Annotated in this window: 29 protein-coding genes; 20 read left to right on the top strand and 9 right to left on the bottom strand. The window is 62.5% G+C overall.

Annotation, left to right across the window (positions count from 1 at the left end):
* The 6 genes from FHS94_RS18040 to FHS94_RS18015 all read left to right on the top strand — a co-directional run bounded on the left by FHS94_RS18040 (position 1) and on the right by FHS94_RS18015 (position 6,140).
* Complete coding sequence (locus tag FHS94_RS18040; protein WP_184060512.1) at positions 1 to 978, top strand: glycosyltransferase family 2 protein; 978 nt, start codon at positions 1 to 3, stop codon at positions 976 to 978.
* The gene (locus FHS94_RS18035; RefSeq protein WP_184060510.1) at positions 975 to 1,946 is read left to right on the top strand and encodes a glycosyltransferase family 2 protein; all 972 of its coding nucleotides are present in this window, start codon (positions 975 to 977) and stop codon (positions 1,944 to 1,946) included. The genes FHS94_RS18040 and FHS94_RS18035 overlap by 4 nt, the downstream gene beginning before the upstream one ends.
* Before the next feature lie 16 nt (positions 1,947 to 1,962).
* Positions 1,963 to 3,138, top strand: coding sequence for an NAD(P)/FAD-dependent oxidoreductase (locus FHS94_RS18030; RefSeq protein WP_184060508.1), 1,176 nt, complete (start codon positions 1,963 to 1,965; stop codon positions 3,136 to 3,138).
* Positions 3,131 to 4,129, top strand: coding sequence for an NAD-dependent epimerase/dehydratase family protein (locus tag FHS94_RS18025; RefSeq protein WP_184060506.1), 999 nt, complete (start codon positions 3,131 to 3,133; stop codon positions 4,127 to 4,129). Before FHS94_RS18030 ends, FHS94_RS18025 begins: the two co-directional genes overlap by 8 nt.
* The gene (locus FHS94_RS18020; protein ID WP_184060503.1) at positions 4,126 to 4,842 is read left to right on the top strand and encodes a class I SAM-dependent methyltransferase; all 717 of its coding nucleotides are present in this window, start codon (positions 4,126 to 4,128) and stop codon (positions 4,840 to 4,842) included. Before FHS94_RS18025 ends, FHS94_RS18020 begins: the two co-directional genes overlap by 4 nt.
* A gap of 320 nt (positions 4,843 to 5,162) precedes the next feature.
* Positions 5,163 to 6,140: an NAD-dependent epimerase/dehydratase family protein gene (locus tag FHS94_RS18015; RefSeq protein ID WP_184060501.1), complete on the top strand. Its 978-nt coding sequence runs from the start codon at positions 5,163 to 5,165 to the stop codon at positions 6,138 to 6,140.
* Positions 6,141 to 7,163: 1,023 nt separating this feature from the next.
* On the opposite strand, the gene FHS94_RS18010 is transcribed toward FHS94_RS18015, so the two are convergent.
* Together FHS94_RS18010 and FHS94_RS18005 are read right to left on the bottom strand one after the other, a co-directional pair.
* Positions 7,164 to 7,874, bottom strand: coding sequence for an outer membrane protein (locus tag FHS94_RS18010; RefSeq protein WP_184060499.1), 711 nt, complete (start codon positions 7,872 to 7,874; stop codon positions 7,164 to 7,166).
* 155 nt (positions 7,875 to 8,029) lie between these two features.
* The gene (locus FHS94_RS18005) at positions 8,030 to 8,323 is read right to left on the bottom strand and encodes a hypothetical protein (protein ID WP_184060497.1); all 294 of its coding nucleotides are present in this window, start codon (positions 8,321 to 8,323) and stop codon (positions 8,030 to 8,032) included.
* 227 nt (positions 8,324 to 8,550) lie between these two features.
* Here FHS94_RS18005 and FHS94_RS18000 point away from each other — a divergent pair, with 227 nt between their 5' ends.
* A complete protein-coding gene (locus tag FHS94_RS18000) occupies positions 8,551 to 8,937 on the top strand; it encodes an acyl-CoA thioesterase (protein WP_184060495.1) in 387 nt (128 codons plus the stop codon).
* Positions 8,938 to 9,043: 106 nt separating this feature from the next.
* On the opposite strand, the gene FHS94_RS17995 is transcribed toward FHS94_RS18000, so the two are convergent.
* On the bottom strand, positions 9,044 to 9,247 hold the full coding sequence (locus FHS94_RS17995; RefSeq protein WP_184060494.1) for a hypothetical protein: 204 nt from the start codon (positions 9,245 to 9,247) through the stop codon (positions 9,044 to 9,046).
* A gap of 24 nt (positions 9,248 to 9,271) precedes the next feature.
* Here FHS94_RS17995 and FHS94_RS17990 point away from each other — a divergent pair, with 24 nt between their 5' ends.
* Together FHS94_RS17990 and FHS94_RS17985 are read left to right on the top strand one after the other, a co-directional pair.
* Complete coding sequence (locus tag FHS94_RS17990) at positions 9,272 to 9,787, top strand: HAD family hydrolase (protein ID WP_246348902.1); 516 nt, start codon at positions 9,272 to 9,274, stop codon at positions 9,785 to 9,787.
* Positions 9,705 to 10,985, top strand: a complete 1,281-nt coding sequence (locus FHS94_RS17985; protein WP_246348890.1) for a Gfo/Idh/MocA family protein — start codon at positions 9,705 to 9,707, stop codon at positions 10,983 to 10,985. Before FHS94_RS17990 ends, FHS94_RS17985 begins: the two co-directional genes overlap by 83 nt.
* Before the next feature lie 12 nt (positions 10,986 to 10,997).
* Here the strand turns inward: FHS94_RS17985 and FHS94_RS17980 are convergent.
* The 3 genes from FHS94_RS17980 to FHS94_RS17970 all read right to left on the bottom strand — a co-directional run bounded on the left by FHS94_RS17980 (position 10,998) and on the right by FHS94_RS17970 (position 15,475).
* Positions 10,998 to 11,944 (bottom strand): IS630 family transposase gene (locus FHS94_RS17980; RefSeq protein ID WP_184060492.1). Its coding sequence is split into 2 segments (ribosomal slippage): positions 10,998 to 11,608 and positions 11,608 to 11,944, totalling 948 coding nucleotides; the frame shifts between segments, so codons are not numbered across the junction.
* 271 nt (positions 11,945 to 12,215) lie between these two features.
* Positions 12,216 to 13,793, bottom strand: coding sequence for a Na+/H+ antiporter (locus FHS94_RS17975; RefSeq protein WP_184060490.1), 1,578 nt, complete (start codon positions 13,791 to 13,793; stop codon positions 12,216 to 12,218).
* Positions 13,794 to 14,008: 215 nt separating this feature from the next.
* Positions 14,009 to 15,475, bottom strand: coding sequence for a helix-turn-helix transcriptional regulator (locus FHS94_RS17970; RefSeq protein ID WP_184060488.1), 1,467 nt, complete (start codon positions 15,473 to 15,475; stop codon positions 14,009 to 14,011).
* A 161-nt stretch (positions 15,476 to 15,636) separates the two neighbouring features.
* Between FHS94_RS17970 and FHS94_RS17965 the strand changes: the two genes are divergently transcribed.
* The 10 genes from FHS94_RS17965 (at position 15,637) to FHS94_RS17920 (ending at position 22,670) form a co-directional block, all read left to right on the top strand.
* The gene (locus FHS94_RS17965) at positions 15,637 to 16,026 is read left to right on the top strand and encodes a DUF2382 domain-containing protein (protein ID WP_184060486.1); all 390 of its coding nucleotides are present in this window, start codon (positions 15,637 to 15,639) and stop codon (positions 16,024 to 16,026) included.
* Entirely contained in the window at positions 16,026 to 16,697 is a 672-nt protein-coding gene (locus tag FHS94_RS17960) for an OmpA family protein (RefSeq protein WP_184060484.1), read from the top strand. The genes FHS94_RS17965 and FHS94_RS17960 overlap by 1 nt, the downstream gene beginning before the upstream one ends.
* Positions 16,698 to 16,724: 27 nt before the next feature.
* Entirely contained in the window at positions 16,725 to 17,654 is a 930-nt protein-coding gene (locus tag FHS94_RS17955; RefSeq protein ID WP_184060482.1) for a YsnF/AvaK domain-containing protein, read from the top strand.
* Positions 17,655 to 18,234: 580 nt separating this feature from the next.
* Positions 18,235 to 18,609: a hypothetical protein gene (locus tag FHS94_RS17950; RefSeq protein WP_184060480.1), complete on the top strand. Its 375-nt coding sequence runs from the start codon at positions 18,235 to 18,237 to the stop codon at positions 18,607 to 18,609.
* Positions 18,596 to 18,991 (top strand): phage holin family protein, encoded by a 396-nt coding sequence (locus FHS94_RS17945; protein WP_184060478.1) that lies wholly within the window; start codon positions 18,596 to 18,598, stop codon positions 18,989 to 18,991. The genes FHS94_RS17950 and FHS94_RS17945 overlap by 14 nt, the downstream gene beginning before the upstream one ends.
* Positions 18,991 to 19,905: a DUF3618 domain-containing protein gene (locus FHS94_RS17940; RefSeq protein ID WP_184060476.1), complete on the top strand. Its 915-nt coding sequence runs from the start codon at positions 18,991 to 18,993 to the stop codon at positions 19,903 to 19,905. Before FHS94_RS17945 ends, FHS94_RS17940 begins: the two co-directional genes overlap by 1 nt.
* A gap of 82 nt (positions 19,906 to 19,987) precedes the next feature.
* On the top strand, positions 19,988 to 20,317 hold the full coding sequence (locus FHS94_RS17935; RefSeq protein WP_184060474.1) for a hypothetical protein: 330 nt from the start codon (positions 19,988 to 19,990) through the stop codon (positions 20,315 to 20,317).
* Between the two features lie 19 nt (positions 20,318 to 20,336).
* Positions 20,337 to 21,461, top strand: a complete 1,125-nt coding sequence (locus tag FHS94_RS17930) for an AI-2E family transporter (protein ID WP_184060472.1) — start codon at positions 20,337 to 20,339, stop codon at positions 21,459 to 21,461.
* Between the two features lie 581 nt (positions 21,462 to 22,042).
* Positions 22,043 to 22,411, top strand: coding sequence for a cupin domain-containing protein (locus FHS94_RS17925; protein WP_184060470.1), 369 nt, complete (start codon positions 22,043 to 22,045; stop codon positions 22,409 to 22,411).
* A gap of 76 nt (positions 22,412 to 22,487) precedes the next feature.
* Entirely contained in the window at positions 22,488 to 22,670 is a 183-nt protein-coding gene (locus FHS94_RS17920) for a hypothetical protein (RefSeq protein ID WP_184060468.1), read from the top strand.
* Between the two features lie 129 nt (positions 22,671 to 22,799).
* Here the strand turns inward: FHS94_RS17920 and FHS94_RS17915 are convergent, their stop codons facing one another.
* From FHS94_RS17915 to FHS94_RS17905, 3 genes are all read right to left on the bottom strand, one after another.
* Positions 22,800 to 23,438, bottom strand: coding sequence for a phosphatase PAP2 family protein (locus tag FHS94_RS17915; protein WP_184060466.1), 639 nt, complete (start codon positions 23,436 to 23,438; stop codon positions 22,800 to 22,802).
* 151 nt (positions 23,439 to 23,589) lie between these two features.
* Positions 23,590 to 24,252 carry a hypothetical protein gene (locus FHS94_RS17910; RefSeq protein WP_184060464.1) on the bottom strand — a complete coding sequence of 221 codons (663 nt, stop codon included), beginning with the start codon at positions 24,250 to 24,252 and terminating at the stop codon, positions 23,590 to 23,592.
* A gap of 26 nt (positions 24,253 to 24,278) precedes the next feature.
* Positions 24,279 to 24,587, bottom strand: coding sequence for a hypothetical protein (locus FHS94_RS17905; protein ID WP_184060462.1), 309 nt, complete (start codon positions 24,585 to 24,587; stop codon positions 24,279 to 24,281).
* 198 nt (positions 24,588 to 24,785) lie between these two features.
* Here FHS94_RS17905 and FHS94_RS17900 point away from each other — a divergent pair.
* Positions 24,786 to 25,102, top strand: a 317-nt coding sequence (locus tag FHS94_RS17900; RefSeq protein ID WP_184060460.1) for a DDE-type integrase/transposase/recombinase, incomplete at its 3' end; no start/stop codon positions are given.

Raw genomic sequence — 25,102 nt, 5'->3', positions numbered from 1 at the left:
ATGGAGCAACCGGCAAACAGGAAGTGGCCCGCCCCCGACTTCTCGGTCGTAGTACCTTTGTACAACGAGGAAGATAACGTTGCGCTGCTTCATGGCGCCCTCACTGATGCTCTCGCGGAGGGAAGCCGCAGCTACGAGATCATTCTGGTAGATGACGGGAGCAAGGATGCGACCCTCAGCCGCGCGATAGAATTGACGGAGCGCGACAGCCGAGTGCGAGTGGTCGAGTTCCAGCGCAACTATGGGCAGACCGCAGCGATGGCAGCGGGCATTCACACCGCGCGCGGCCAAGCGATCGTCACGATGGATGGCGACCTGCAAAATGATCCGCGTGATATCCCGGAACTGCTCGCGCTGATCGACCAAGGCAACGATATGGTGGCCGGCTGGCGGCGCAAACGCCAAGACGAAGGAAAACGCGTTTTTATTTCCAAGATCGCAAACCGCATCATCAACAAAGTGCTAGGCGTCCAAGTGCGCGACAGCGGCTGCTCGCTCAAGGCTTTCCGACGCGAGTTGATTCAAAGCCTGCCATTCCATGGTGAGATGCACCGCTTCATCCCCGCGTTAAGCCAATTGGCAGGAGCGCAAGTCGCGCAAGTTCAGGTGCGCCACCATGCGCGCCAGTTCGGCGTCTCGAAGTATGGCTTTTCGCGAATCTACAAAGTCGCACTCGATATTATATCAATCCACTTCCTGCTCCGCTATGCGCGGCGCCCCAAAACTTGGCTCGTTGGGCCGATCGCGAGTTTATTTGCGAGCGGAGTACTGATTGTCATCCTGGTTGAGGCTGGTCCTCGGAATGCAATGGTCCTCTGGTCGATCGGCGTGCTGCTGCTTAGCGCTGCGGGCCACTTGGCCGCGCTAGCTGCGCTGACCTACATGTTATCAGTGGTGGAACCACGTGTGGGTCAATACGCAGGGATTGCTGCCAAGCTTCTGGCCAAGCGTGTTCCAGCAGGGGAAAGCGGATCATGAACTCGCAGCAAGAACAGGTGGTTGGTGCAGCGCCAATTGGGCCCGACTTGTCCGTGGTTATCTGTATCGAGCAGCGGGTTGGAAACTTACAATCCCTACTCGATATATATCGTAGGGGTCTGGCTCCGCTTAGGCGAGAGATCGAGTTTATTTTTGTCGTTGCCCAAGGAAGCCACGCTGCCGCGCTTGGCGCACTCGCTGCTCGCGGCGAGATCAAGATCGTCCAGTTGCCGCGCCAGTTCGGGAATGCGGCGTGCCTGAGAGAAGGCGTGCGTCTCGCCGCGGCGGAGGACATCCTACTCTTGCCACCATATCTGCAGGTCGTGCCAAGTGCGCTGCCGGGATTGGTAGAGAAACTCGCTGATGCCGATCTGGTGGTAGCGTCGCGCGAGCGTCGGCGTGACGCGTTGGGGAATCGTGCCCGCGGTGCCGCGTTCCGCAATGTGGCTCGGATTACCGGATCGCGTTTTGACGACCTCGGTTGCCAAGTGCGCGTGATGAAGCGCGGTGTACTCGACCGAATCGTGCTACAGGAGCAGATCGGCTTTCTTCCAGTTCTGGCGGAACATGCCGGCTTCAAGGTTGAGCAGGTCAGAGTTCCGCAGGCGGCTGACGATCAAGGCTATCGGTCGCATGACCTGCGTTCATATGCTCGCAACACTCTCGATATTCTCTCGGTCGGGTTCTTGATGCGGTTTCTGCAAAAACCGTTCCGGCTGTTTGGGGCAATCGGCATCTTTCTGACCCTCATCGGCGTTCTACAAGGCATAGTATTGCTCCTGCAGCGCGCTAACGGCGTCGCGCTGAGCGACCGACCGGCGCTGCTGCTGGCGGTGCTGCTGATTGTGCTGGGGCTGCAGGTCGCAGCGGTTGGGCTGATCGCCGAAGTCGTCCTTTTCACGCGGTTACCGGCAACCTCGACCTACCGAATTCGGCGAATAGTTGGGCGGGCCGAACACGACGTTTGACCGCTTGGAGAATAGAATGGCTGAGTTTGACGCCGTCGTCGTTGGCGGCGGCATCCAAGGTCTTATGGTAGCATGGGAGATCGCCCGGCATGGCGGTCGGCCGCTGCTGCTCGAACGTAACGCTCTCGGGAGCGGCGCAAGCAATGCCAGTCTGGGCATTGTCCATGGCGGCCTCCGCTACCTTCAATCGCTGGACGTGCGGCGCTGGCACCGGTCGCGACGCGAGCAACTCTGGTTCGCGCGCGAGTTCGCCGCCTACACCCGTTCCATCGACTGTGTCATGCCGCTGTACCGCGGCGCTTTTCGTTCGCGTTCACTGTTCCGAACTGCCTTTTTGCTAGAGCGGGCGATGGCGAGGGTCACGGGGCTCGTCACGCTCGGACGAAAGGCGCACCTCGTCACGCCCGCCGAGGTTGCGGGCGGCTACCCAATTCCGCGGGCCGGCCTTGTCGGTGGCGCGGTCTGGCCCGAACTGGCGGTCGACGATCCGCTCGGGCTGATGCGCAATATAGCTGGCCGCATCGAGCAAGCGGGCGGTGTCGTCCGTGAGCATGAAGAAGTGGTTGCTCTCGATCTGGTAGGGAGCGCAGTGCGGGGTGTTGTGGTCCGGGGAGCGCAACGCGAAACGCGCTATGCCGCGAATACAGTAATGCTCTGCGTCGGCGCGGCGTCGCGGTCCATTGCGCGGAGGCTCGACCGCGACCTTCCAGCGCTGTCAGCGCGTACGCTGGCCTTTAACCTCTTACTTGATGTGCCCGCAGTGAGCGGACAGGCAGTGGCGGTGTCACCCGTACCGGGCCGCGGCCGAAGCTACTTCCTGCGCGATAGAGGCGGCCGACTCCTCGCCGGGACCTACTACGCGCCCATCGAGGCCGATCTCGGTCGTGGTGCGGTTGTGACTGTGCCGCCAACGCTGGTCGAGGCCTTTTTGAAAGACCTTTGCGCCGCAGCGCCATGGCTGAAGGGTGTCTCCATTCTCGAGACTTGGGCCGGGCTGCTGCCCGACGTGGACGGGGGTGGTAAAACATTACGCGCGCATGATCTGGTCTTGCACCATGGCGATCATGGCGGGCCGCGCGGCCTGTGGACGCTGCTCGGCACCAAACTCACTACCGCGCACGCGCTCGCTGGTGAGGCAGTCAACCGCGCTCTCTTCAAACCTTCGCGTCAAAGGGACCAAGTCGATGAATAGGCTGCAACCGCCCGCCCTGGTCGCGATTACGGGGGTGAGCGGCGCCCTCGGCGGCGTGCTGGCACGGCGCCTGCTGGCCGACGGGTTTCGCGTTCGCGCGCTGTTTCGCGTGCGTGACGACGCCTGGGATTCGCTGCCCCATGCCGAGACGGTGATCGGCAACCTGTCCGACGAGCAAGCGCTTGCACGTTTGACGGAGGGTGCAGCGGGGGTCATGCATATCGCGGCCATGTACCGCAACGACGGCCCAGCCGAGGCGTTCCTTGAAGTCAACCTGCACGGCACGGAACGCCTGCTCCGAGCGGCGCAGAAGGCCGGAGCTGAGCGGTTCGTCTACTGCTCCACCATCGGCGTCCATGGCTCCGTCGAGCTCACGCCCTCCGACGAAAACGCGCCACTCGATCCGCGCGACAACTACCAGGAAAGCAAGATGCGGGCAGAAGCATTCTGCCGGGCCGAGGTCGGCCGAACAGCCACCGAGATTGTGATCATAAGACCGTGCGGCATCTATGGGCCAGGCGACACCCGCATGCTCAAATTGTTTCGGATGCTTGCCAAGGGTGTGTTCGTCCAGATTGGCGCCGGACGCAGCAACTTCCACCCGGTCTACCTAGACGATTTGGCCGACGGATTTGTGCGGGCGATGACGACGCCCGGCATTGATGGGGAGACCTTCATCATCGGAGGTCCAAACTACATGCCGTTACGCGCATACATCGGAACTGCCGCGGCGGCGCTCGGCGTGCCGCCGCCCCGGATCAAAGTTCCTTATGCGGCGGTGAACGTCGCAGCCCGGCTGTGTGAGGCGCTCTGCAATCGGATCGGGGTGGAGCCGCCGCTACACCGGCGGCGACTGACCTTTTTCAAGCACAACCGCGCTTTCTCCATCGACCATGCGCGCGAGCTGCTCGGCTACGACCCTCAAACCGACCTTGCCGAAGGGTTCCGCCGCACCGTCGAGTGGTACCGCGAACAGGGGTTGTTACGATGAACCTCGATACGGCGCCTGATATTGAAACATCAAGCGATGCTTATGCGCGCCGCTTTGCGGGCAACGCTGGCAGCATGTTTTTAGCCCGGCAGGAAGAACTTGTGATGCAGGCACTTGCGGACCAAGGGCCTGTCACAATCTTGGACGTTGGCGGCGGGCATGGGCAGTTAAGTGGGCCGCTCGCAGCTTGCGGCCATCAGGTTACTGTTCTGGGGAGCGCCCCGGAATGCGCCGCGCGGCTTAGTCAGGACAAGCGAAACGCCGGGGTCACTTTCGCGACCGGCCCGCTGGACCGCCTTCCGTTCGAGGACCGCTCATTCGACACGGTCGTATCGATCCGCACTATGGCGCACGTCGAGGACTGGCAAAATTTCCTTGGCGAACTTTGCCGGGTCGCATCGCGCAGCGTAGTGATCGATTACCCCGAACTCGCAAGCTCGAACATGCTGTCGCTTGCGACGTTCGGTTTGAAGAAAAGGATCGAGGGCGACACCCGCGTCTATCGAAGTTTCCGATCGTCGACACTTCGTCAGGCCTTTGCGGCAAGTAGCTTTCTAGTGACCTCTGTGGACCGGGAATTCTTACTGCCTATGGCGCTCCACCGGGCAGGCAAAGGCGCTGCGCCGCTTCGCGCTATTGAACGGGTCGGGCGTGCCATGGGTGTGACCCGGTTCGCCGGCAACCCAGGGATCATGCGCGCGGACCGCCGCTGACGGTCCGGAAGGACGCAATGCATACCGTGGCGGTGCGTAAGCTGACGGGGACGAACTCGGCATTCCAGATCGCTCGTTGCCACCTGCGATTGTCGGCCTCGACTTCTGGCAAGCGTAGAAATGGTCACACCATCACACCGTGAAATCGGATACATGAGTTCTTTCCTCGCGAAAAGGCTACGTAACAGAGCATCGCGTAGTAGCTTCCTCGCTGAAATAAATGACGCCCTCAATTTTCGATCCTTCGACGATGCTTCGAACTTGCTGAATTGAATCTCGGCTGCGAGTGTGAGCACCATGGCGGCAAGGGGGCGTCAATTATGATGTATCTGGTCACCGGCGCGGCCGGCTTTATCGGGTCCGCGGTAGTTAAGCGTTTGCTCGACCGCGGCGAGCACGTGGTCGGAATCGACAATCTTAACGATTACTACCCTGTACAGCTTAAGCGCGATCGGTTGGCCGCGCTTACGCATCCGGAATTCACCTTCGCAAACGTCGATATTGCGGACGCTGCCGCACTCGACGCGTCACTCGCCCGGCACCCGGTCACGCATATAATCCACCTCGCAGCACAAGCAGGGGTGCGCTATTCTTTGACGAACCCTCAAGCCTACGTGCAATCCAATCTGGTCGGGCAGGTTAATATGCTCGAATACGCACGGCGGCTGAGCGGTTTGCAGTCAATGAGTTATGCTTCGTCGAGCTCGGTTTACGGCGGAAACGTCAAGCAGCCCTTCTCAGAACATGATCGCGTCGACAGCCCTGTTTCGCTCTATGCTGCGACCAAGAAGGCTGATGAACTGATAGGTAACGTGTACGCTCATCTTTATCGATTACCCTTGACTGGTCTCCGGCTGTTCACTGTCTACGGCCCATGGGGTCGGCCTGATATGGCGCTCTGGCTCTTCACTGAGGCAATCCTTCGTGGCCAGCCCATTCTCTTGTTTAACAATGGAGACATGCAGCGCGACTTTACGTATATTGACGATATTGTTTCGGGCATCGTCGCCGTTACGGACTCGCCTGCAATGGATAACGGCAGGGACCCGCCGCACCGCGTTTACAACATAGGCAATAGTCGGCCTGAACAGCTACTGCGGGTGATCGACATTCTGGAGCACGCTGTCGGTAAGAAGGCAATACGCAGGCTCGAACCCATGCAGCCTGGCGATGTGCCCGCGACTTATGCAGATATCTCGGCCATCGCGGCCGAGCACAGCTACGCTCCAACAACGTCAATCGAGGTCGGTATTCCCAAGTTCGTGGAGTGGTACGCGAGGTACCATCATTCCAAATGAGGGACGGTGGCGGCGGTGAACATACCAAGCTTCGCAAGCAGCTGTTTTAGCCAGGTTCGGGAAACGACCAAGCCGCACAGCAATGCGAGTATGCTGCTGCTCTTGTTGGCGGACGAGGCGTAAACTGCGACGGCTCCGTCAAGGCAACTGCGTGGGCTGGTAAGCGGCGCAGGGTAGGGCAGGCGCATTTCCCGCCCGCGCACGCCTGACAGCTAGTTCCGCACTCAAATTCTCACGTGACCGGGGAAGGGGCGGTCAGGCTGTCCATATCGGAAAGCAGGGAGGCCGCAGAAGATCGCAGCCGACGTGCACGCCACTGGGCCAGCCCCCCCCCCCCCCGGCGCGCCACCTTCTCGTCCGTCAGTCAAAAAGTCGCTCATCCCGATCTCCTCGCGGAGCCTGAGTCAGATCGCGACAGTTGTCTCAATGAGTCCTGACCCTAGTTGAGGGGGGAGCGGACTAGCCCAGCATGGCCCCAGCGACCACAATTAGTGCCGTTACTCCACTCGTCGTAAGTGTGCTTCCGCATCCAGTAGCGCCGGATCGGCTAGCATCCTACCTTCCTCCAGAAGGAGCTCGTGTCGTCAGTGGTGATTGTCGTTCGCAAAGCGGAGCATGAGCACGTCGAACGTTGTCAGCCGGCCCCTCGCCTTGTCACATCGATGCTGTTTAGCTGAGCGGTCACCCCCTTCATCAAGGATGCGCCCCTCTGGCTCTCTGCCCCGCCATTTAACCGAGCGGCTGCTTACCAATATTGCTGCCAGGAGCGGACGGGCAATTACCCAGCCATTTCTCCCTTTTCGTGTTCAGCAAACGTCCGTTTGACCCTACCTGTACTTGATCTGCGTGTGGCGGAGGTGCTTCGAAAGCGAGCCTTAGAGCAACACATAATTGCAATACATCTCAACGAGGCAAGCGGGTTCGTTCAACCGCTGTTGCAGAACTTAGGACATTGGCGACACAGTCGTGCCCCAACGAGCTAGCCGGCTGACGCCGGCATGTGACGCGAGAGGCCTGGCGCTTTTAGAAGCCGAAACGCAGGCCGGCTTCGATGCCGTGCGACCGCAGCCCGCGCACGCGAACTGATCCGACTAGCGGCGCACTCAGATCAGCGCTCGGGGTCGCGAAATAGCGGTAGCCAAAGGAGGCTGTCACCCGATCCGTTACCGGACCGCTCAGCCCCGCCATCGCCTGATAGGCAAAGACGGTTTTGCTGCCTGAAACGGTACCAAGGCTCCGCGGAAGGGCGCTCACAGGGAGGCCTACCGCGCCGACGTCGCGTGCTCGGAAACGAGACGCGCCCACTCCGCCACCAAAGTAAGGACGTATCGCACCGAGGCCGAGAGATGGTTCAAGATACAGATTGCCCATCCCGCTAAGCGCCGACACTCGGCCTGTGCCGAGGGCACGAAGTCCGAAACCAGTGGCACTGTCGACCGAGGCGCGACGGTAGCTTCCCTCAAGCTCAGCACGGAATGGCCCGACCCGACCGCCGATTGCTGCCAAACCCAGAAAGCCGTCATCGAGCTTGGCCGAGACGCCTGCGTTCGTGCGAAGCCGCTCGCTCAAGACCAGTCCGCCACCAACAGCAACGTACAGGCCGCTGCCGTCAGACGGGGCGCGATCCGTCGTTGAGCCCTCCTGCGCCGTACCGGTAGAGATGTCCTGTGCGTATGCAGGCGCTGCAAAGGCAAAACACGCGGCGCTCATCAAGGCGCGAACTGGGATAATCATGATCGTTCGTCCTTGTGTCTAAACACTACCAGTAATCCCCTGCCGCAACCTGCGCCTTAACTTGTGACATGATTCATGCGGGCAGGAACTAAATGTAAGTTAGAGCAATAAGAACCACGGCAGCGAAGCCTTAAACCTTCTGCGAGGCGTTCTGTTCAAAGACAAGCGAAGGAAATGATCATGAAGATCGTGAAACTGATGCTGGCTTCAGCTGCAGTTCTTGGACTGAGTGCGGGTGCCCTGGCGCAAACGAGCGGTGGCACGTCATCTGGCGGACAGTCGGGATCCTCAACCGGCATGAGCAGTGGGTCGGGTGGATCCGGCGCGAGCGCGACAAGCAGCCGGCGATCGGGGGCGAGCGCCCACTCCAGGAAAAGCCACGGCAAGTCGGCCACCCGGTCACGTGGCGCAAGCAGGACCAGCGGCGGATCGTCCAGCTCGTCGGGCATGTCCGACAGCTCCGTAAATTCGGGTAGTACCGGAACCTCGGGCGGCGCCGGCGGCACCGGTAGCCAGCAATAACCCAGGCGTGATCCTGCCGGAGGTAGGTCGCTGGCTGCCCTCCTCCGGCAGACTCATCATTCAGGGTAGTCAGCAACGGCCGACTTTCCCCGCTTGCGAGCCAGTTTCTTGTACCACAATCGTGGGGCGCCAGCGATCCTTTCGGAAGAGCTTGATGGCCGATGAATTTCCACAGACGCCTGGGGGTGCCCATCTACGTACGGTGGCGATGCCCCGCGACGCCAATGCGAGCGGTGACATCTTCGGAGGCTGGACTCTGTCGCAAATGGACCTGGCCGGTGCCACATTTGCTGTCAGCCATTCGGGCCTGCGCGTCGTCACCGTTCGGATCGACGGGGTTGAATTTCTCGAACCCGTCCGGGTCGGTGACGACGTCTCAGTTTTCTGCGAGCTGGAGGAGCAGGGCCAAACCTCGGTCAAGGTTCGTGTCGCGGTATGGGCACGAAACCGTAGCGGGGCCGAGCCCCATAAAGTCACCAATGGCCTGTTCACTTACGTAGCGGTCGACGACAACGGCAAGCCGCATCAGATTGAGCACTGACGCTGGGTCGCGAGACGTCCCGCGCTGCTCCTGCAAGGCCGCGAGCACCCAAGTGTCTGAATCGACACTGGTTGATGGCTACGGAACTCCAGTGTTTCTCACGCGCTCAGTGACTGTGGCAACCGTGCCGACCCGGCAAGAGCTGCGCCCAGCGATACATTCCGCTTTCCCGAAAGGCACCTTTATGGCCATCAAGGCTGTCCTGTTCGACATCGACGGCACGCTTGTGGACAGCAACGACTTCCACATTATGGCTTAGGAGGAGGCGTTTGCAGGCATTGGTGCCCAGTTCGATCGGCAGGTCATCCACGACCAGATCGGCAAGGGCACGGACATGCTGGTTCCCACCCTGCTGCCGGACACGGACGACGAAGGCCAGGAGAAGCTCGGCGAAGCGCACGGCAAGGCGTTCAAGTCGAAGTTCCTGAACCAGGTGAAGCCGTTCCCGATGGCGCGCGACCTTCTTCAACGCGTGCAACAGGCAGGCCAGAAAGTGGTGCTCGCCTCTTCTGCCTCAAAGGCGGAGCTCGACCACTACCTAGACCTGCTCGATGCGCGCGACATCGTGTCTGAAACGACCAGTGCCGACGATGTCGAGAACACCAAGCCGGCGCCCGATATATTCGCTACCGCGCTCAAGAAGATCGCGCCGCTTGCCGCCGACGAAGTGATCGTCGTGGGCGACACGCCTTATGACATCGAGGCTGCGAAGAAGTGCGGCATCGCTGCAATCGGGCTGCGTTCGGGCAAGTTCCCGGACGAGGCGCTTGAGCAAGCAGGCGCGATCGCCCTGTATCACGACGTTGCGGCGCTGCTGCAGGATTACGATCGCTCGCCACTGGGCGCCTGAGCAGCGCTTTCTAGCCCATCATCGCAGACGTGAGGTCATCATGAGCATCGCTTCCACTCTCGGGCTCGGGTCCGATCGCAAGGTCCGCTACGCTTTCGTTGCACTGGGCGACATTACGCAGGAAGCGATGCTGCCCGGCGTCAAGCACACCGGCAACTCTGAGATCGCGGCCTTCGTCACCGGTGATCCTGAGAAGGCGCGCGGCGTCGGCGAGCAATACGGCGTAAGCGACTGCTATAGCTACGAGCAGTTTGACGAGCTTCTAAGCTCCGGCAAGATCGACGCGATCTATCTTGCTACGCCGAATTGGCGGCATGCCGAGTTCGCCATCCCCGCGCTGAAGGCCGGCGTCCATGTTCTTGTGGAGAAGCCGCTGGAGGTCTCCAGCGAAAAGTGCCGCGCGATCATGGAAGCGGAAAAGGCGTCCAGCGCCAAACTGATGGTGGCATACCGCCTCCACTTCGAACCGGCGACGCTGGCGACCGTAGAACTCGTCCGCTCGGGCCAGCTCGGCGAGCTGATCGCGCTCAACTCCACCTTCGCCCAGATGGTCGACCCTGAGAACCACCGAGCGAAGAACGGCGTGCTGGCCGGCCCGATCTTCGACATGGGTCCTTACCCGCTCAACGCCGCTCGCTACATTTTCAGCGACGAGCCGACCGAGGTCGTCTCGGCGGTCGGAACCCGCCACCCGCAGGCAGGTCTGGGCGATTTCGACGACACGGTGTCGGTCACGCTTCGTTTTCCCGGCGACCGGCTCGCTCATTTCGTGCTGTCTTACTACGGCAACACCCTCGACTCCTACACGGTGATCGGCACGGAAGGCAGCGTCGAAGTCAATCCAGGCTTCATGTATGGCAAGCCGCTCGAGCAGTTCATCACGCTTGGCGAGAAGCAGAGCCACGAGAGCTTCAAGAACACCGACCATTTCGGCGGTGAATTGAAGTACTTTTCCGACTGCATCCTCAATGGCCGCGATCCCGAGCCGGGCGCAGAAGAAGGCTATGCGGACGTCCGCGTACTGGAAGCGATCGCTCGCGCGGTTGAGACCGGTAAGCGGCAGGTGCTGGAGCCATTCACACGTACCAAGCGGATCGACACCGAGGTCCAGGAAGAACGACTTCCCGCGAAGCGCTCGCCTGAACTGGTGAACACCTCCAACCCCGGAGAGGGTAAGGAGAAGGTGCCAAAGAACTAGAGCGGTTTTCGATCAATCTGCATCGTGGCCGGCGTTGGTGAAGTAGTTGGCGCATTCAGCGGGCGAGTAGAGGTCGATGATGCGGCCGATGGCGTTCCAGAGGCCGTGGATGGTGCGCTCGGCAGCTTTGCGCAGGTGCGCCTTGAGCTTGGAGAAGGCCTGTTCGATCGGGTTGAAATCGGGACTGTAAGGCGGGAGGTAGAGCAGGCTGGCACCAGCGGCCTCGATCATCTCGCGCACGGCGGGCGCCTTGTGGCTCGACAGGTTGTCCATGATCACGACGTCGCCGGGGTTGAGCTCGGGGACGAGCACCTGCTCGACATAGGCGTGGAATGCGTCACGGTTGATCGGCCCGTCGAGCACCATCGGCGCCACCATGCCGGTGCGGCGTAGGCCGGCGACGAAGGTCGTCGTCTTCCAATGTCCGTGGGGCACGCTGGCGCGGAGCCGCTTGCCTCGTCGACACCGGCCATGGCGGCGGGCCATGTTGGTGGATGCCCAGGTTTCGTCGATAAACACCAGCCGCTCGGGATCGAGGTCGAGCTGGCCCTCGAACCAGGCCCAGCGCCGCGCTACAATGTCGGCGCGGTTCTGCTCGCTCGCATGGGCCGTCTTTTTTTGCGCGTGATCCGGTGGCGGGCGAAGAACCGCCACAGCGTCGCGATGCTGGTGCTCACACCGTGCCCGGCCAGCATCATGCGCAACTCGTCCAGCGTGATGTCGGACTGCTTCTCGATGGCGGCATGGATGAGGGCGGCATGATCCTCGATCTTGGCCGAGCGACGATCGCCACCCTGCGGCTTGGCGGCCGGCGTACCGTGCTGAAGCGAGAGCTGTCGCCAGCGGATCGCGCTCGCGGCGCTCACCCCGAACCGTTCGGCCGCAGCTCGGCACGACAGCCCACCATCTACAGCAGCAACCACGCGGTCCCGCAGATCACGCGACATGGCTCGACCCATCCCTGCCGGCCTCCTTCGCCAGCAGGGAGGCTGAATCAGAAAACCCGCCCTCTGTGAATCATCAACGATTCAGATCGGCCGAAAACCGCTCTAAGCTCCTCTCGACGCGGCTCTCCGCATTTCTGAGCTGCTGCTGCCCGGCCCCGTCGAGCGTCAGCCGCTCGTAAGGCGGACAAGAGTAGCTGTGCCGAGGATTGGCACTGTCGGCGCCTCTTTTCGAGCGACCTTGAGCCGCGCTACGGCGCCCTTTTCACGTCTATGAGGGTTAGTGTCAGGCCTCGCCCAGCGCGCGGCGAATCTGCTGTTCTTCCAAGTCCAGTTCCTCGCCCAGCGCGCGATGAGCGTCGGCATCGATCTGGTCGGTTTGCTCCTTGTGCTTCTCCCGGGCAGCCCCGATCGCAATGAGGCGAAGCCGCTGTTGAGCCTCCAGTTGCTCGGTCTTGCTATCGATGTCCTGACCTTCGATGCTCGCCCGTTCGGCACGGGCCTTGTATTCCTCCACCAGTTCCTCTGCGGCCTCGGCGTGTTCGGACCCGTCGTCGTCCAGATGCTCCTGAACTGCCTCAAGCGAAGCTGCTGCCAGCTCTGCCCTCGCCTGCGCTGTGTCGGGTTCGGGCAGGGTTTCATCCTCTTCCTCGGCTAAACCGAGCCGGCGTATCGCCCAGCCTAGCGTCGTGCCCTGCACGACGAGCGTAGCGAAGATCGCGCAGAACGCCAGGAACACGATGATGTCACGCCCTGGAAACTTAGCCGGCAGCGCTAGGGCCGCAGCCAGGCTGACAACACCCCGCATCCCCGCCCAGGATAGGACGGCCGGATAACTCCAGGGTGGCATCGGGTCCCGCTCGCGCACGGATCTGAATATGACGCGAGGCAACAAGATGCTGGGGAAGACCCAGACAAAGCGACTGACGATCAGAGTGGCGGACACGGCTAAGCCAAGCAGCGCCAGGCGAGTGGCATCATATCCCTCCAACCGTTCGATAATGCTGCGCAGCTGCAAGCCGATCAGGATGAAGATCAGGGCGGTGAGCAGGAATTCCACGAACTCCCAGATATTCGCCACGGCCAGCCGCGTTTGCGCCGTAAACTCGGCATGCTGCTGCCGGCCGAGAACAAGCCCACACGCCACTGCCGCCAGCACGCCCGAGACATGGACCTGCTCCGCCAGGAAGTAGGCGAGGAAGCCCGCGAGCAGGGAAACTGTGACGTCGAGCAGAGTGTCCTCGATCCGCGCAAACACCCAGATAGCGAAGCGACCAACGATCCAGCCCGCGAGCGCTCCGCCGATAGCGGCCCCGAAGAACTGCAGAACACCCTCACCAAAGCTGAAGGTGCCTGCCAGCGTTGCTGCGACTGCCAAGCGGTAGAGGACCAGTGACGATGCGTCGTTGATGAGGCTTTCGCCCTCGAGCACGGTAACAATGCGTTTGGGCAGCTTCACCTGCTTCAGCACCGCAGCGGCCGCAACGGCGTCGGGAGGCGCTACGATCGCGCCAAGAGCAATTGCTGCCCACCAGGGCAGACCCGGCACGAGCAGCTTGCTGACGACCGCAACGGCTGCTGCGGTGAAGAATACGGCGCCAACTGCCAGCAGCAGAATGGGACGAAGGTTGAACCGGAACGCTGGCCAGTCCGTGCGATAGGCGCTCACCTGCAGGAGTGGCGGCAAGAACAACGCCAGCACCAGGTCGGGCTCAAGCTCCACCGTGCCGACGCCGGGCACGAAGGCGAGCGCGATCCCGCCGAAGATGAGCGACACGGCCAAGGGCACACGAAGGCGCTGGGCGAGATACGCCAATGCTACGGAGGCAGCGACCAAAGCGAGGAGCAACTCGAAGGTATGCACCGTTAGCCGTTTCCGGACCTAGGCTGCCCGACTACGGCTAGCCTCCCAAGCTGATGATAACGGGCTGCCAGCACCTCAGCGCTCAACCAAGGAGCGCGAAGAGCATCTGAGCATTGATGATTTGTGCAGAGCAGCGCTCGCTTCCTCGAGCGGCAACCGGGACAGGACAACAGCGCTGACCTGCGGATTGGGCGACTGGTCGCCCCCCACGCACCTCATGCGAGGCCCCGCTCCTTCGCCCAAAGAACCGCTGCGTTGCGACGATTGACGCCGATTTTGCCGTAAACTCGCGCGATATGGTTGCGCACCGTGTTCCCCGACAGATCGAGGCGGGCTGCGATTGCCTTGTCGTCCAGCCCCTCGCAAATCAGCTCCAATACCTGACGCTCGCGGGGCGATAGGTCCTGGACCGGCTGCGCCGGTTCGGTCCGCGGATTGCGAAGGCAGGCGAGCTTATCCATGACTGAGCGGCTGAACCAGCTCGCATCCTTCATCACGGCCTCGATCGCATCGACCAACTCAAGCTCGCTGTGCCGGCGTTCGGTGATGTCCTGGAACAGCCACAAGGTGCAGCGCTCGCCCTTGATCACCATGCGCTCGGCCGAGAGCAGGCAGTCGATGGGCCGGCCGTCCGCGTGGACCAGACGAATGTCACGGTTGCGAACTCCTCCCGAGCGATCGATCTCGCCTTCTACGACCAGCCGGTCGTTTGGATCGGCCCAGATCTCCGGATCGCCGGGAGCCCGTCCGACAGCGCTGCCTACGCTTCTGCCGAGAAGACGGGCGAACGCCTCATTGGCATCCACTGTGCGGTGTCCATCGGGGGACGTGATCACCATGGCCACGGGCGCCATCGAGAACAGGGTGGAGAAGTAGGTCTCGCTGGCGCGCAGGGCCCGCTCAGCCTTTCGCCGGGGCTCCAGGTCAGCAAAAGTGAAGAGCACGCACTTGTCGTCGCCGATCTCGATTGGCTGTCCGGCGATGATCACGAGCTTGTGGTGACCGTCCGGGATCGGCAGCTCGGCTTCCATCTGCGGAATCGACTGCCCGGCCGCGAGCCGCTGCTTGGCATAGTCCAGTCGCTCCGCTTTATGGAGGACGTCGAGCTCGTACAGGCTTCGACCAAGAACGACATTGCGCGCGTAACCGGTCATCTCGAGAAAGCCCTGGTTGACCTTCACGAAGCGCTGATCTGACAGGCGAAGGATCAGCGCCGGTGCGGGATTGGCCTGGAACATGGCTTCGAACCGGGCCTCGGCCTCATACTGGTCCGACACGTCCTGGATCACGAGTGCAAGGCAGTCAGGCTCTTCGTCGCCCCCGGTCATGACGACATCCCGGACGTGATGGGTCCAACGCGTCTCGCCACCACTGATGGGAGACACCTCAATCACCAGGTCGGGGAAGCTCTCGCCTGCCAACACCCGCATCAGCGGGTATTCCCGGCTGGCCAGTCGGTGGCCATTGCGCAAACGGAGCGCAAAACGCTGAGCATAGTCGTCGGCCGTCGCACCGAGCTCATCCGCACCTGCTACGCCATGCATGGTGAGCGCAGCCTCATTGGCCCAGATGATCGAGCCCGACAGGTCGATCAGGATGACTCCAGCGCTAAGTTCTCCAATTAACTGTTCGAGGTGGCGCAAAGTGCTGCTCGCCAGCACACGGGGGAGCGGCTCGGTCATGGTGCCATGAGCGCTCCGGCATTGCCGATGTTCCAATGCCTAAGCGGCCCAACGACTAACGTGCCTAGTAGCTTTGTACTAAGCGCATGTCGTTGCGCCTGTGCAATAACGGGACACATCTGAACGCGGTCACGTTGGGGCGGCCTACTGCAAGGCTGGTCATGTCCGACGACATCCAACGTATCCCGATAATCGAGGAGCAGGCCCGCGTCAGCAAGCGCGTGGTCGATACCGAACGCGTAACGGTCCGCACCCGCCCTGAGGACCAGGACGTCGTCGTCCGCGAGCATCTGAGCCGTGAGCGTGTCGACGTGGTCCGGGTGGCGGTAGATCGCGAGATCTTCGAGGTGCCTGCGATCCGGACCGAGGGCGACGTGACCATCGTGCCAGTCGTCGAAGAGCGGCTGGTCGTCGAGAAGCGGCTGTTCCTGGTCGAGGAGCTCCACCTGCATCGCCAGGTCGAGCGGACCGAGGTCGCCGTGCCGACGACGCTGAAGCGAACGCAGGTCGAGGTCGACCGCGAACCGATCACCCCACAGGAGAACCATTGATGGCTGACCCCGACAAGCGCACCAACGGCGCGCCGCCCAACCACCTCCATGTCGGGCCCGAGCACCACAAAAAGGGTCCGAACTGGCTTGCCTGGCTGGCTCTGCTGGCCGGCATTCTCGCCCTGCTGTTCGCGCTGAGCCGCTGCGGGCGGGATGATCAGACGACCACCACGACCACGCAAGCGGTGGTGACCAACGATACCGCAGCAGCAGCCCCGGCCGACAACGCCGGTGCAGTCGTCGCGGCAACGCCCAACGCAGGGTCCGCTGAGGCGCTGGCCGGTACGTCGGCTGTCGGGGGCTTCCTTGCCGGGACCGAGCCGACGCCGCGCACTTTTCAGTTCGAGAAGCTGAACTTCGATACCGCGAAGAGCGACGTCCGTCCCGCCGATGCGGCAGAGGTCAACCAAATTGCCGCGGTGCTCAAGCAGTACGGCAACGCCCATGTGCGGATCGCCGGCTACGCCGATGCCCGCGGTTCCACGCCAGCTAATACCGCGCTCGGCAAGGCTCGGGCCGATGCCGTCAAGGCGGCGCTTGTCGCGCAAGGGATCAACGCTTCGCGTATCGAGACCGTCTCGGGCGGCGAGTCCGATCCTGTCGACAGCAATGCGACCGCCTCGGGCCAGGCGGAGAACCGCCGCACCGAGCTCGTCGTCACCAGCCGCTAACACCAGATCTAAGCAGGAGAGAACACCATGTCCCGTACCATCACCGCATTGTTCGACAGCCGTTCCGATGCCGAAGCGGCCAAGAACCGGCTGCACATGGCGAACATCGATGCCAGCCACGTCCATGTCCACGACCAGTCGAGCCAGGGCTTTCGCTCGGAGGGCGCGTACTCGGACCATCAGGACCGCGGCGTCTGGGACTCGATCAAGAACGCGTTCCTGCCTGACGAGGATCGCCATACGTATGAGGAAGGCGTGCGTCGTGGCGGCGCGCTGCTGACTGCGGACGTTGAGGAGCATCAGGTCGATGACGCGGTTCGCGTGCTCGAAGACTCGAACTCGATCGACATCGACGACCGGTCGCAGCAGTGGCGCTCACAGGGCTGGAACTATGGCGAGGGTGACAGCGCCGCGACCGGACTGGGTGCAACAGCCGGCGCCTTTGGTACCTCGACGGACCGGGACACCAACGATCGCGATAGCCTGATTGGTCGCGGCACGGGCACCGGCAACACGGTCGAGGAAGAAGCGATCCCGGTCGTCGAGGAGCGCCTCCAGGTCGGCAAGCGTGAAGTCGAGCGCGGCGGTGTGCGTGTGCGCTCTTACGTGACCGAAACGCCCGTCCACGAGCAGCTCCGCCTGCGCAACGAGCGTGTCGATGTCGAGCGCCGGACGGTCGACCAGCCCCTCTCTGCAGCCGATGGTGACGCGTTCCGCGAGCGTACGGTCGAGATGACCGCCCGCGGTGAGGAGGCGATGGTCGCCAAGGAGGCGCGGGTCGTCGAGGAAGTCGTCGTACGCAAGACTGCCGACGAGGAAACGCGCGACATCGACGACACTGTCCGTCGGACCGATGTGGAAGTCGACGACCTTGGTACCACGCGCGGCGTTCGCGATGAGAACCTCGACGACGATGACCGCGGGATCCTCGGTGGTACGACCCGCCGCGATTACTGAACGGGCTTGCGCGTAGGCCAAGTGCCCACGCGGAGCCGCTGTGTCCCCGGGCAGCGTATCGCCCGGGTAAGCGGCTGAACAGAAGGTGCCGGGGAGTGATGGCGTCGCCAGCGCTCCCCGGCCGTTCAGAAAGATGGCCCATGCCGACCGCGATCACGATCATGCTCGGCCTTATAGCTGCCCTTCTACTGACTGGCGCAATCGCGGCAGCCCGTCGCCAAAGCGCGCGTCGACGACACGGGCGGGATCTCGGGCGGAGCAGGCCAAGTGAGCGTCGGGACCTTTGATCAATGCCGGGCCGAGAGGGCCCTGAGCTTACAGCCGAGCTGTAGAAAGAGAGACGGTCATGACAGAAGACTTCGATAACCGGGAGATTGGCAGCGGCCCTGCTGCACAAACGCGGCCCCATGGGCTTCCATCCGAGCCAGGACCAAGTCTGGCGTCACCGCCTTTCGATGCTACGCAACCGGCTGACCTTCTACCCTCGCCGGATCAGGTCCAGACTGAGATTCCGGTCACCTTCTCACCTCAGAGCGGTACGCCGTCGTCGACAGGTGAAGCCGTGCAGGCGGCTTCTTCAGTGGCCGGTCAAGCCAAGCAGAAGCTCACGGGCGCCCTGGACGCTCGCAAAGGCACTGCCGCTGATTATGTCGAGCAGCTGGCGCGGACGGTTCAGCGTTCCGGGCAGCAGTTCGAGGGCCAGCAGGACTGGCTTGCCAGTGCCATTGGGCGCGGTGCGGCGGAGCTGAACACGCTGGCGGGCACGATCCGCGACAAGGATCTGGGGCAGCTCGCGAGCGAGGTTCAGTCCTTTGCTCGGGCTCAGCCGGCCTTGTTCATGGGCGCGGCGCTCGCGGCCGGCTTTGCTGTTGCGCGCCTCGGGAAGGTCGCAGCCGGAAGCCTGTCGCGCGATGACCTCCCGACAATGCCGGAGATGAGCCATGGCCAACACTGATCCGCACGGCGGGCACAGCCTCGGCGAGATCGCCGGCGGGCTTGCCGGCGACGTCCAGGACCTAGTGCGGGGCGAGCTGGCGCTGGCCCGCGCCGAACTCGATCAAAAGCTGCACAGCCTGCTTGGCGGCGCGATATCGCTGGTTGGCGGAGCGCTGGTCGCTTTTGCCGGGCTGGTGGTCCTCCTCGAAGGCGGCGCGGCAGTGCTGGCGAAGTGGCTGCCGACCTGGGCCGCGCTGCTCATTGTCGGCCTCGTGATCGTCGTCGTGGGCGGGCTGATCGCGCGCGCAGGGCTCGCCAAGCTGTCGCTCAAGAACCTCACCCCCGATCGAACGGCCGCCAATCTCAAGCAGGACGGCCGCACTCTCAAGGAGCATGTGTGATGGCCGACGCCACTGACGACACCGATCAGATCGAGCGCGATCTGGCACAAACCCGCGAGCGCATGGACCGACGTCTTGACGAACTGGGCGACCGGTTGGCTCCCAATCAGCTCGTCAACGATGCTCTGGCGCATGTGACGGGCGGCGATGGCGCTGATTTCACGCAAACCCTGATCGCCAAGGCCAAGGCCAACCCGATCCCGGCCGTACTGGCAGGCGTCGGCATCGCATGGCTGCTCGCGTCTAACCAGAACAAGCAGTCGCGTGCCCGGCCCGCGGATCTGCCGACACGGCTGCGTGACGCCGAAGCAGGCGTGGTGCGCCTCCAAGACGAGCACCCCGACGTTCATGCGAGCCGCGTCGACGACGCCCGTGGGCAGGTGCTCGGAATTGCGCGGAGTGCGTCGGATACCGCGGCCAGTTATGGCCAGCGGGTCAAGGACGCGATGGCCTCGGCCAGCCAGACCCTGCTCGAAAAGTCCCATGATCTGCGAAGCGGTACATCCAGCACCGTTGCCCGGCATGGCGGTGCGCGTGGGCTGGCGAGCAACCCTGTGGTCTTGGGCAGCGCAGCAGCGCTGGTCGGGCTTGTAGCCGGCGCGCTGATCCCGCTCAGCAACCAGGAGGAGGACGCTCTCGGCAACGTAGCTGGCCAACTGCGGACCAAAGGTCGGGCCCTAGCGCAGGACCTCACTGACCGCGGTGCACAGGTCGCCAGTGACGCGCTTGGCGCGGTCAAGGACAGCGCCCAGGCGCACGGGCTCACGGCCGACAAGCCGATCGGCGAACTGGTTGGTGACCTGAAGAGCGGTGAACTGCTCGGACACGTCAAGCAGGCTGCACAGGAGGTGGCCAGCGCAGGCAAGGAAAGCGTTCAGGCCCAGATGGGCCGCAACGAGGGCGGCCAGCGCTAGGTAATCGAGCCTGCTCGACCCAGTCGCCGCGAGGATTGCGGGGGCGGCCCTTGTGGCCGCCCCACACTGTAGGAGGATGAGTATGCGATACATGATCATGGCGACCGCGCTCATTCTGGTAGCCGGCTGTGACGGTCCGAATGAGAAGGCAGGCGAGGCGCAGGACCGGGCTGCCGCTAATGCAGCCGGCATCGAGTACAAAGGCGACGGCCCGGCCGAGCGGATCAGCGAGGCCGAGGACCGCGCTGACCGGGCTGCACGCAAGGACCTCGACGCGCAGCGGGACCGGATCAAGACCGAGGCAGACGCGCGAGCCGATCGGCTGGAGGAGCAGGCCAGGGAGATACGCCGCCTTGCCAAGCAGCGTGCCGATGCCCTGACGAGCGCTGCGACCGGCTCGGCCGCCCGCTGACGAACAGAAGGAATACCAGTTGGTTTACAAGGAACGGGTTGAGCGGGGCGGACTAATCCTGTTTCTGGCCGCGATCACCATCGCGCTCGCGGCCGTGGTATCCGGCTTTGCAGGAGCGCTGCTCTGGGCAGCGCTGGCGGCGCTCCTTTTTCAGCCGCTTTATCAGCGCCTGCTCGCCCGTTGGCCGGGCCGCAGCAATCGTGCGGCTGTGGTGACGCTGCTGATCATCACCTTTGCCGTGGTCATGCCTGCGCTGATCGTTGCCAGCCTGGTCGTGGAGCAAGCGGCGGGCGTGTACACGCAGGTGCGAAGCGGGCAGATCAACTTCGCAACCTACTTCCAGCAGATGCATGATGCGCTGCCGCTGCGCCTGCAGACGTTGATGGACAGTTCCGGCCTGGATAGCTTCGAACGCGTTCAGTCCCGTATCTCCGGTGCCTTGGGCAGCAGCGTCAGCATGATCGCTCGGCAGGCATTCTCGATAGGTCGCAATGCCGCTGCCTTCCTGCTGGCATTCGGCGTCGGGCTGTACGTGACGTTCTTCCTGTTGCGTGACGGAGCAGAGATCGGTCCTGCCATTGTCCGAGCACTTCCCTTGCAGCCGGACGTCGCAGAGCGCCTGTCGGCAAAGTTCGTGGCGGTTGTGCGCGCGACAATCAAGGGATCTGGCGTCGTCGCGCTGGTTCAGGGTGCGTTGGGGGCGGTGACCTTCTGGATCGTCGGCCTCCCGGCTGCCTTGCTGTGGGGTATGCTGATGGCGATCGCGGCGTTGCTCCCCGCGGTGGGACCAGCGATCATCTGGGTGCCGGTCGCGCTTTATCTCCTGGCCGCAGGAGCAATCTGGCAGGCGGTCGCCGTTGTGTTGTCGGGCGTGCTGCTGATTGGCCTGGCCGACAACATCCTGCGGCCGATCCTGGTCGGACGGGACACTGGCATTCCTGACTGGCTGGTGCTCGTGACGACGCTGGGCGGTATCAACCTGGTGGGCCTGAGCGGCATCGTCGTTGGTCCGCTGATCGGGGCGCTGTTCATCACCGGCTGGCAGATCCTGACCGAACAGCGGGCGAGCGGCCCGCTCGCTCGCGCACCCTCGGCAACCGAGCCTGACCCGTCGCCCCTCACTGACCAACACCGGTCAGTCTAGTGGCTTATCCAAGTTCGCTTTGCGTAAAGAACTCATCCGCAACAGGGTGCTTGATCCCGAGGCAGCCAATTGGCTCGCCTTGAGACGGAAGCATGTTCCTTACAGCAAGCGTGGCACGGTCACGTCGCACGCTCGACCCTGCGGACACCTCCATCTTCAATGGCGTTAAGCAACGAGTTCAGGAGTCAAGCATGCCTCACTCTCCACCCGTGCCGCCTGCCAATCAGTCGCCTTATCCCCTTGCGGAAAAACGTCACGACGAAACCGGCAACGGCGAGCCTGCGTCAGCAGCAGGTAAGGACACCAGTCCGCCCGCTGATGGCGCGCCTCATAGTCCGCGTGAGCTACCGGCAGCAAAAGCTATCACTCGGAATAGCATCGGCGCGTTTCTCGCAATCGCCGCGCTCGGAGCTTTAGTGGCGGGATTGACTTTCAAACACCGGCCGGAAGTCAGCACGCCGCCTAAGAAGAAGATGTCACGCAAGCACAAGAGATAGGCTCGGCATCCATATCACGTGGCGGCAGTTCAGTACGAGCGATAGCGCACCGCGCAAAGCGACCCACAACGAAGGAGATTGATGATGGCCGTATTCAACAAAGACATGTTCGATCTCGCGACCAAGAACAAGAACTTCCAGAAGGAGGTCTACTATGATGAGAACTGTCAGGTCGTTCTCATGAGCATCGAGCCGGGCGAAGATATCGGCGAGGAAGTGCACGACGCTGACCAGACGACGTTCTTTGTGGCAGGCGAAGGGCAAGCAGTCGTCGACGGCAGCCGCACCAAGGTGACGCGAAACCACATGGTCATTATTCCCAAGGGTGCGAAGCACAACATCATCAACAAGGGTGACGAGCCGCTCAAGCTGTTCACCGTCTACTCCCCGCCCGCTGAGGAGCAGGGGATCAGCCACAAGACAAAGGCCGAAGCCGAGGCAGCTGAGGAATAATCCACGAGGTAGCTCGGGCGGCGCTGCGCTGCTCGGGCCTCAAGGCTCTTGGACCAAATTGTTGAAAGGCAGACAGATGGCGAAAACCCTGGCACGGTTCACTATCGAACCAAGCAGCGACGACTACCTCCTCCTCATCGAAGACGAGGACGGCGAGACGGTGGAGCTGTTGGCCACCTTGGAGCAACTCGACCTCATCGGTGAGGCAGTGGATCAATTGCTGGAACAGGACGACGGAGACGTTTCCGAAAGCGATTGACCAAAACCAGTCGCGTGCACCAATCAGACTTGCTCGGATGTGAGAAGAGCCAGCGGCGCGAGCGCGCCGCTGGCAAGCGAGAGGTTACCTGGATACGGCGCTTGAGGCTAGCTGGGCCGAGCGAAACTCCTATTTGCCGCGTTTGAAAACCCGATCTTGCACAAACCTGCCCACATCAGTCAGCGCAACGTTGATTGTTTTGGCATCCAGGCGTTGCAAGCTCGACCCGATCGCGGCTTCGCTTGCTCGCTCGGCACCAAGGCCGATCAATATGCCCGCGACCACATCGCCAGCATAGTGCGTGCCTCGCGGCACCTGAACGGCTGCAACGGCGAGCGCCGCTGACCGTGCCGTGAGTGAATGCTTTGGGTAGCTCCGGGCAAAAGCCTGGGCCACCGAAATAGCCCCGGCACTGTGACCCGACGGGAAAGAGTTCTCCTCGTGAGCATCGCTGTCACCAAGTTGCACCCTCGGGTCATCTCCGCTTTCTGGACGGGTGCGATTGACGACGGACTTTACGCCGCTCTTGCCCCATGTCGCCAAGGTGTGGGCGGAAAGCATCTTGATGCCGGTCGTCAGCAGGCGGTCATCTCGTTTGATGATCGCGAAGGCGATTGTGGCCGCACACAGGAGCCGCATTTGCGGCTGGTCGCCAATCTCGCTAGCCGAGCCAATCAGGCGTACCGGCCAACTACCCCGCTTTTGATTAGCTTGGGCGCTGAGACCTCGGTCCAGTTGCTCGACGACAGTTGCGGGGTGAGTTTGCATGAAAACTGAAACAGGTGGTAAGCCCGGTCGGGCCCGATTAAACTTTACGACAAGCATTTACATGGCCGTGCCGAGACCCGGCCAACTGCGGTTCTCGTGGAAGCCGGGGCCTTCGGTGGGTGGGCAGCGCTCGTGAGCGCTGCCCACAGCATCAGAAGCTGCTGCCGGTCCTTGGCACCGTCTCGCTGCCTGCGCCTACGTAGCGGGTTCGCTCAGCTACAACCTGCTCGCGGTCGTAGGCGGGCGCGTTCTCGTCGAAGCTGGTCCAGCCCTGACTGCGGTACGCAGCGCCGCGAGTGACCGCGTCGACGGAGTTGTGGCTGTGGAGCACTGCCTCGGCTTGAGCCGCAAGCTCGTCAGGCACGCGGGCGCTCAGGAGAGTGCCGCCACGACGAACGCCTTCCGAATAGACGTGAGCCTCTTCGTCAGTGTGACCCGCTTCCTTCAGCGCACCAACAATGGTGCCCGTCGCCGCTCCGCCCAGAGCGCCCAAGCCGGCGCCCGCTGCTGTTGCGGCTAGCCAGCCAGCTGCAACGATCGGACCGAGACCCGGGATCGCGAGGAGGCCCAGACCGGCAAGAAGGCCGCCGGCGCCACCAAGGACCGCACCTGTCGAAGTGCCACGGCTCACGTCGCCGTGGTCGTTTACCCCGTCGTGATCATGACCGTGGCCATGATGCTCGCCGTGAGCGCCATCTGCGTTGTTGGCGACGATGCTGAGATCTGAATGCGGTACGCCGAGCGCTTCAAGCTTCTGTACCGCTGCCTGCGCGTCCGAGTAGTTGTCGAACAGGCGTGTAATGGTCTGGGTCATGGAATTATCCTTGGAAAGAGTGGAGGTCAGCGAACCACGTTGCCCTTGTAGTCCACGCCGACCCGGACCTTGCTCCGGCCTTTGTAAGCCATCCCGCGCCATACTCCGTGGTCGTCCTTCTTGAGCGCGGACACGCGCGAGAAGCCGGCCTTCTTCAAGCGTCCTTGAGCCTGATCCTCGGTGAACGAGTTGGCACCACGAGCAGCCGATGCCACTGCATGGGGACTGCCGTCCTTCAGGGCAGGGTTATGTGAGCCCTGCTGATGCGACTGTGCGAAAGCTCCCGTTGCACACAGGGCGGCGCCGACCAGTGCGGTCGTGACGTAACGCTTCATAGTACCTCTCCCAATTGAGCGCCCTGAACGTTGGGCGGGTGCGATCGGGCCCAATACTAGACAGCAGGATCGCGGTACCTGGCCTCGGCCGGCACCATATAGGCTAGTGCTCTTGCACTAAGTCGCGGCGTCCAGTGCCTCGCCGGGCTTCGTCAAACCAAATGCACGGTCCTGGAGCGGGATGGGTAGGGCTGGCGCATGCCACGTCCACGCAAGCCTGAGAGCCCGTTCCGCTACTTCAACTCGTCGCCTGAGGTGATCCGGCTGGTGGTGATGATGTACGTGCGTTTCCCGCTCAGCTTGCGGAATGTCGAGGACCTGCTGTTCGAGCGCGGCATCGACATCTGCCATGAGACGGTACGGCTTTGGTGGAACAGGTTCGGCCCGCTGTTCGCAGGCGACATACGCCGCCAGCGGGTAAGCCGGATGCGAGGCTTCCGGCACTGGCGATGGCACCTGGACGAGATGTACGTGAAGCTGAACGGCGAGATGGTCTACCTGTGGCGAGCGGTCGA

The sequence above is a fragment of the Sphingomonas aerophila genome (genome assembly GCF_014199305.1).
Classification (GTDB): domain Bacteria; phylum Pseudomonadota; class Alphaproteobacteria; order Sphingomonadales; family Sphingomonadaceae; genus Sphingomonas; species Sphingomonas aerophila.
This window is presented reverse-complemented; position numbering and strand designations above follow the sequence as displayed.

Excerpts from the sequence above, each read along its gene's own strand:
- FHS94_RS18040 (WP_184060512.1), top strand. The coding sequence starts at position 1 with ATGGAGCAACCGGCAAACAGGAAGTGGCCCGCCCCCGACTTCTCGGTC.
- FHS94_RS18035 (WP_184060510.1), top strand. The coding sequence starts at position 975 with ATGAACTCGCAGCAAGAACAGGTGGTTGGTGCAGCGCCAATTGGGCCC.
- FHS94_RS18030 (WP_184060508.1), top strand. The coding sequence starts at position 1,963 with ATGGCTGAGTTTGACGCCGTCGTCGTTGGCGGCGGCATCCAAGGTCTT.
- FHS94_RS18025 (WP_184060506.1), top strand. The coding sequence starts at position 3,131 with ATGAATAGGCTGCAACCGCCCGCCCTGGTCGCGATTACGGGGGTGAGC.
- FHS94_RS18020 (WP_184060503.1), top strand. The coding sequence starts at position 4,126 with ATGAACCTCGATACGGCGCCTGATATTGAAACATCAAGCGATGCTTAT.
- FHS94_RS18015 (WP_184060501.1), top strand. The coding sequence starts at position 5,163 with ATGATGTATCTGGTCACCGGCGCGGCCGGCTTTATCGGGTCCGCGGTA.
- FHS94_RS18010 (WP_184060499.1), bottom strand. The coding sequence starts at position 7,874 with ATGATTATCCCAGTTCGCGCCTTGATGAGCGCCGCGTGTTTTGCCTTT.
- FHS94_RS18005 (WP_184060497.1), bottom strand. The coding sequence starts at position 8,323 with ATGCCCGACGAGCTGGACGATCCGCCGCTGGTCCTGCTTGCGCCACGT.
- FHS94_RS18000 (WP_184060495.1), top strand. The coding sequence starts at position 8,551 with ATGGCCGATGAATTTCCACAGACGCCTGGGGGTGCCCATCTACGTACG.
- FHS94_RS17990 (WP_246348902.1), top strand. The coding sequence starts at position 9,272 with ATGCTGGTTCCCACCCTGCTGCCGGACACGGACGACGAAGGCCAGGAG.
- FHS94_RS17970 (WP_184060488.1), bottom strand. The coding sequence starts at position 15,475 with ATGACCGAGCCGCTCCCCCGTGTGCTGGCGAGCAGCACTTTGCGCCAC.
- FHS94_RS17965 (WP_184060486.1), top strand. The coding sequence starts at position 15,637 with ATGTCCGACGACATCCAACGTATCCCGATAATCGAGGAGCAGGCCCGC.
- FHS94_RS17960 (WP_184060484.1), top strand. The coding sequence starts at position 16,026 with ATGGCTGACCCCGACAAGCGCACCAACGGCGCGCCGCCCAACCACCTC.
- FHS94_RS17955 (WP_184060482.1), top strand. The coding sequence starts at position 16,725 with ATGTCCCGTACCATCACCGCATTGTTCGACAGCCGTTCCGATGCCGAA.
- FHS94_RS17945 (WP_184060478.1), top strand. The coding sequence starts at position 18,596 with ATGGCCAACACTGATCCGCACGGCGGGCACAGCCTCGGCGAGATCGCC.
- FHS94_RS17940 (WP_184060476.1), top strand. The coding sequence starts at position 18,991 with ATGGCCGACGCCACTGACGACACCGATCAGATCGAGCGCGATCTGGCA.
- FHS94_RS17935 (WP_184060474.1), top strand. The coding sequence starts at position 19,988 with ATGCGATACATGATCATGGCGACCGCGCTCATTCTGGTAGCCGGCTGT.
- FHS94_RS17925 (WP_184060470.1), top strand. The coding sequence starts at position 22,043 with ATGGCCGTATTCAACAAAGACATGTTCGATCTCGCGACCAAGAACAAG.
- FHS94_RS17920 (WP_184060468.1), top strand. The coding sequence starts at position 22,488 with ATGGCGAAAACCCTGGCACGGTTCACTATCGAACCAAGCAGCGACGAC.
- FHS94_RS17915 (WP_184060466.1), bottom strand. The coding sequence starts at position 23,438 with ATGCAAACTCACCCCGCAACTGTCGTCGAGCAACTGGACCGAGGTCTC.
- FHS94_RS17910 (WP_184060464.1), bottom strand. The coding sequence starts at position 24,252 with ATGACCCAGACCATTACACGCCTGTTCGACAACTACTCGGACGCGCAG.
- FHS94_RS17905 (WP_184060462.1), bottom strand. The coding sequence starts at position 24,587 with ATGAAGCGTTACGTCACGACCGCACTGGTCGGCGCCGCCCTGTGTGCA.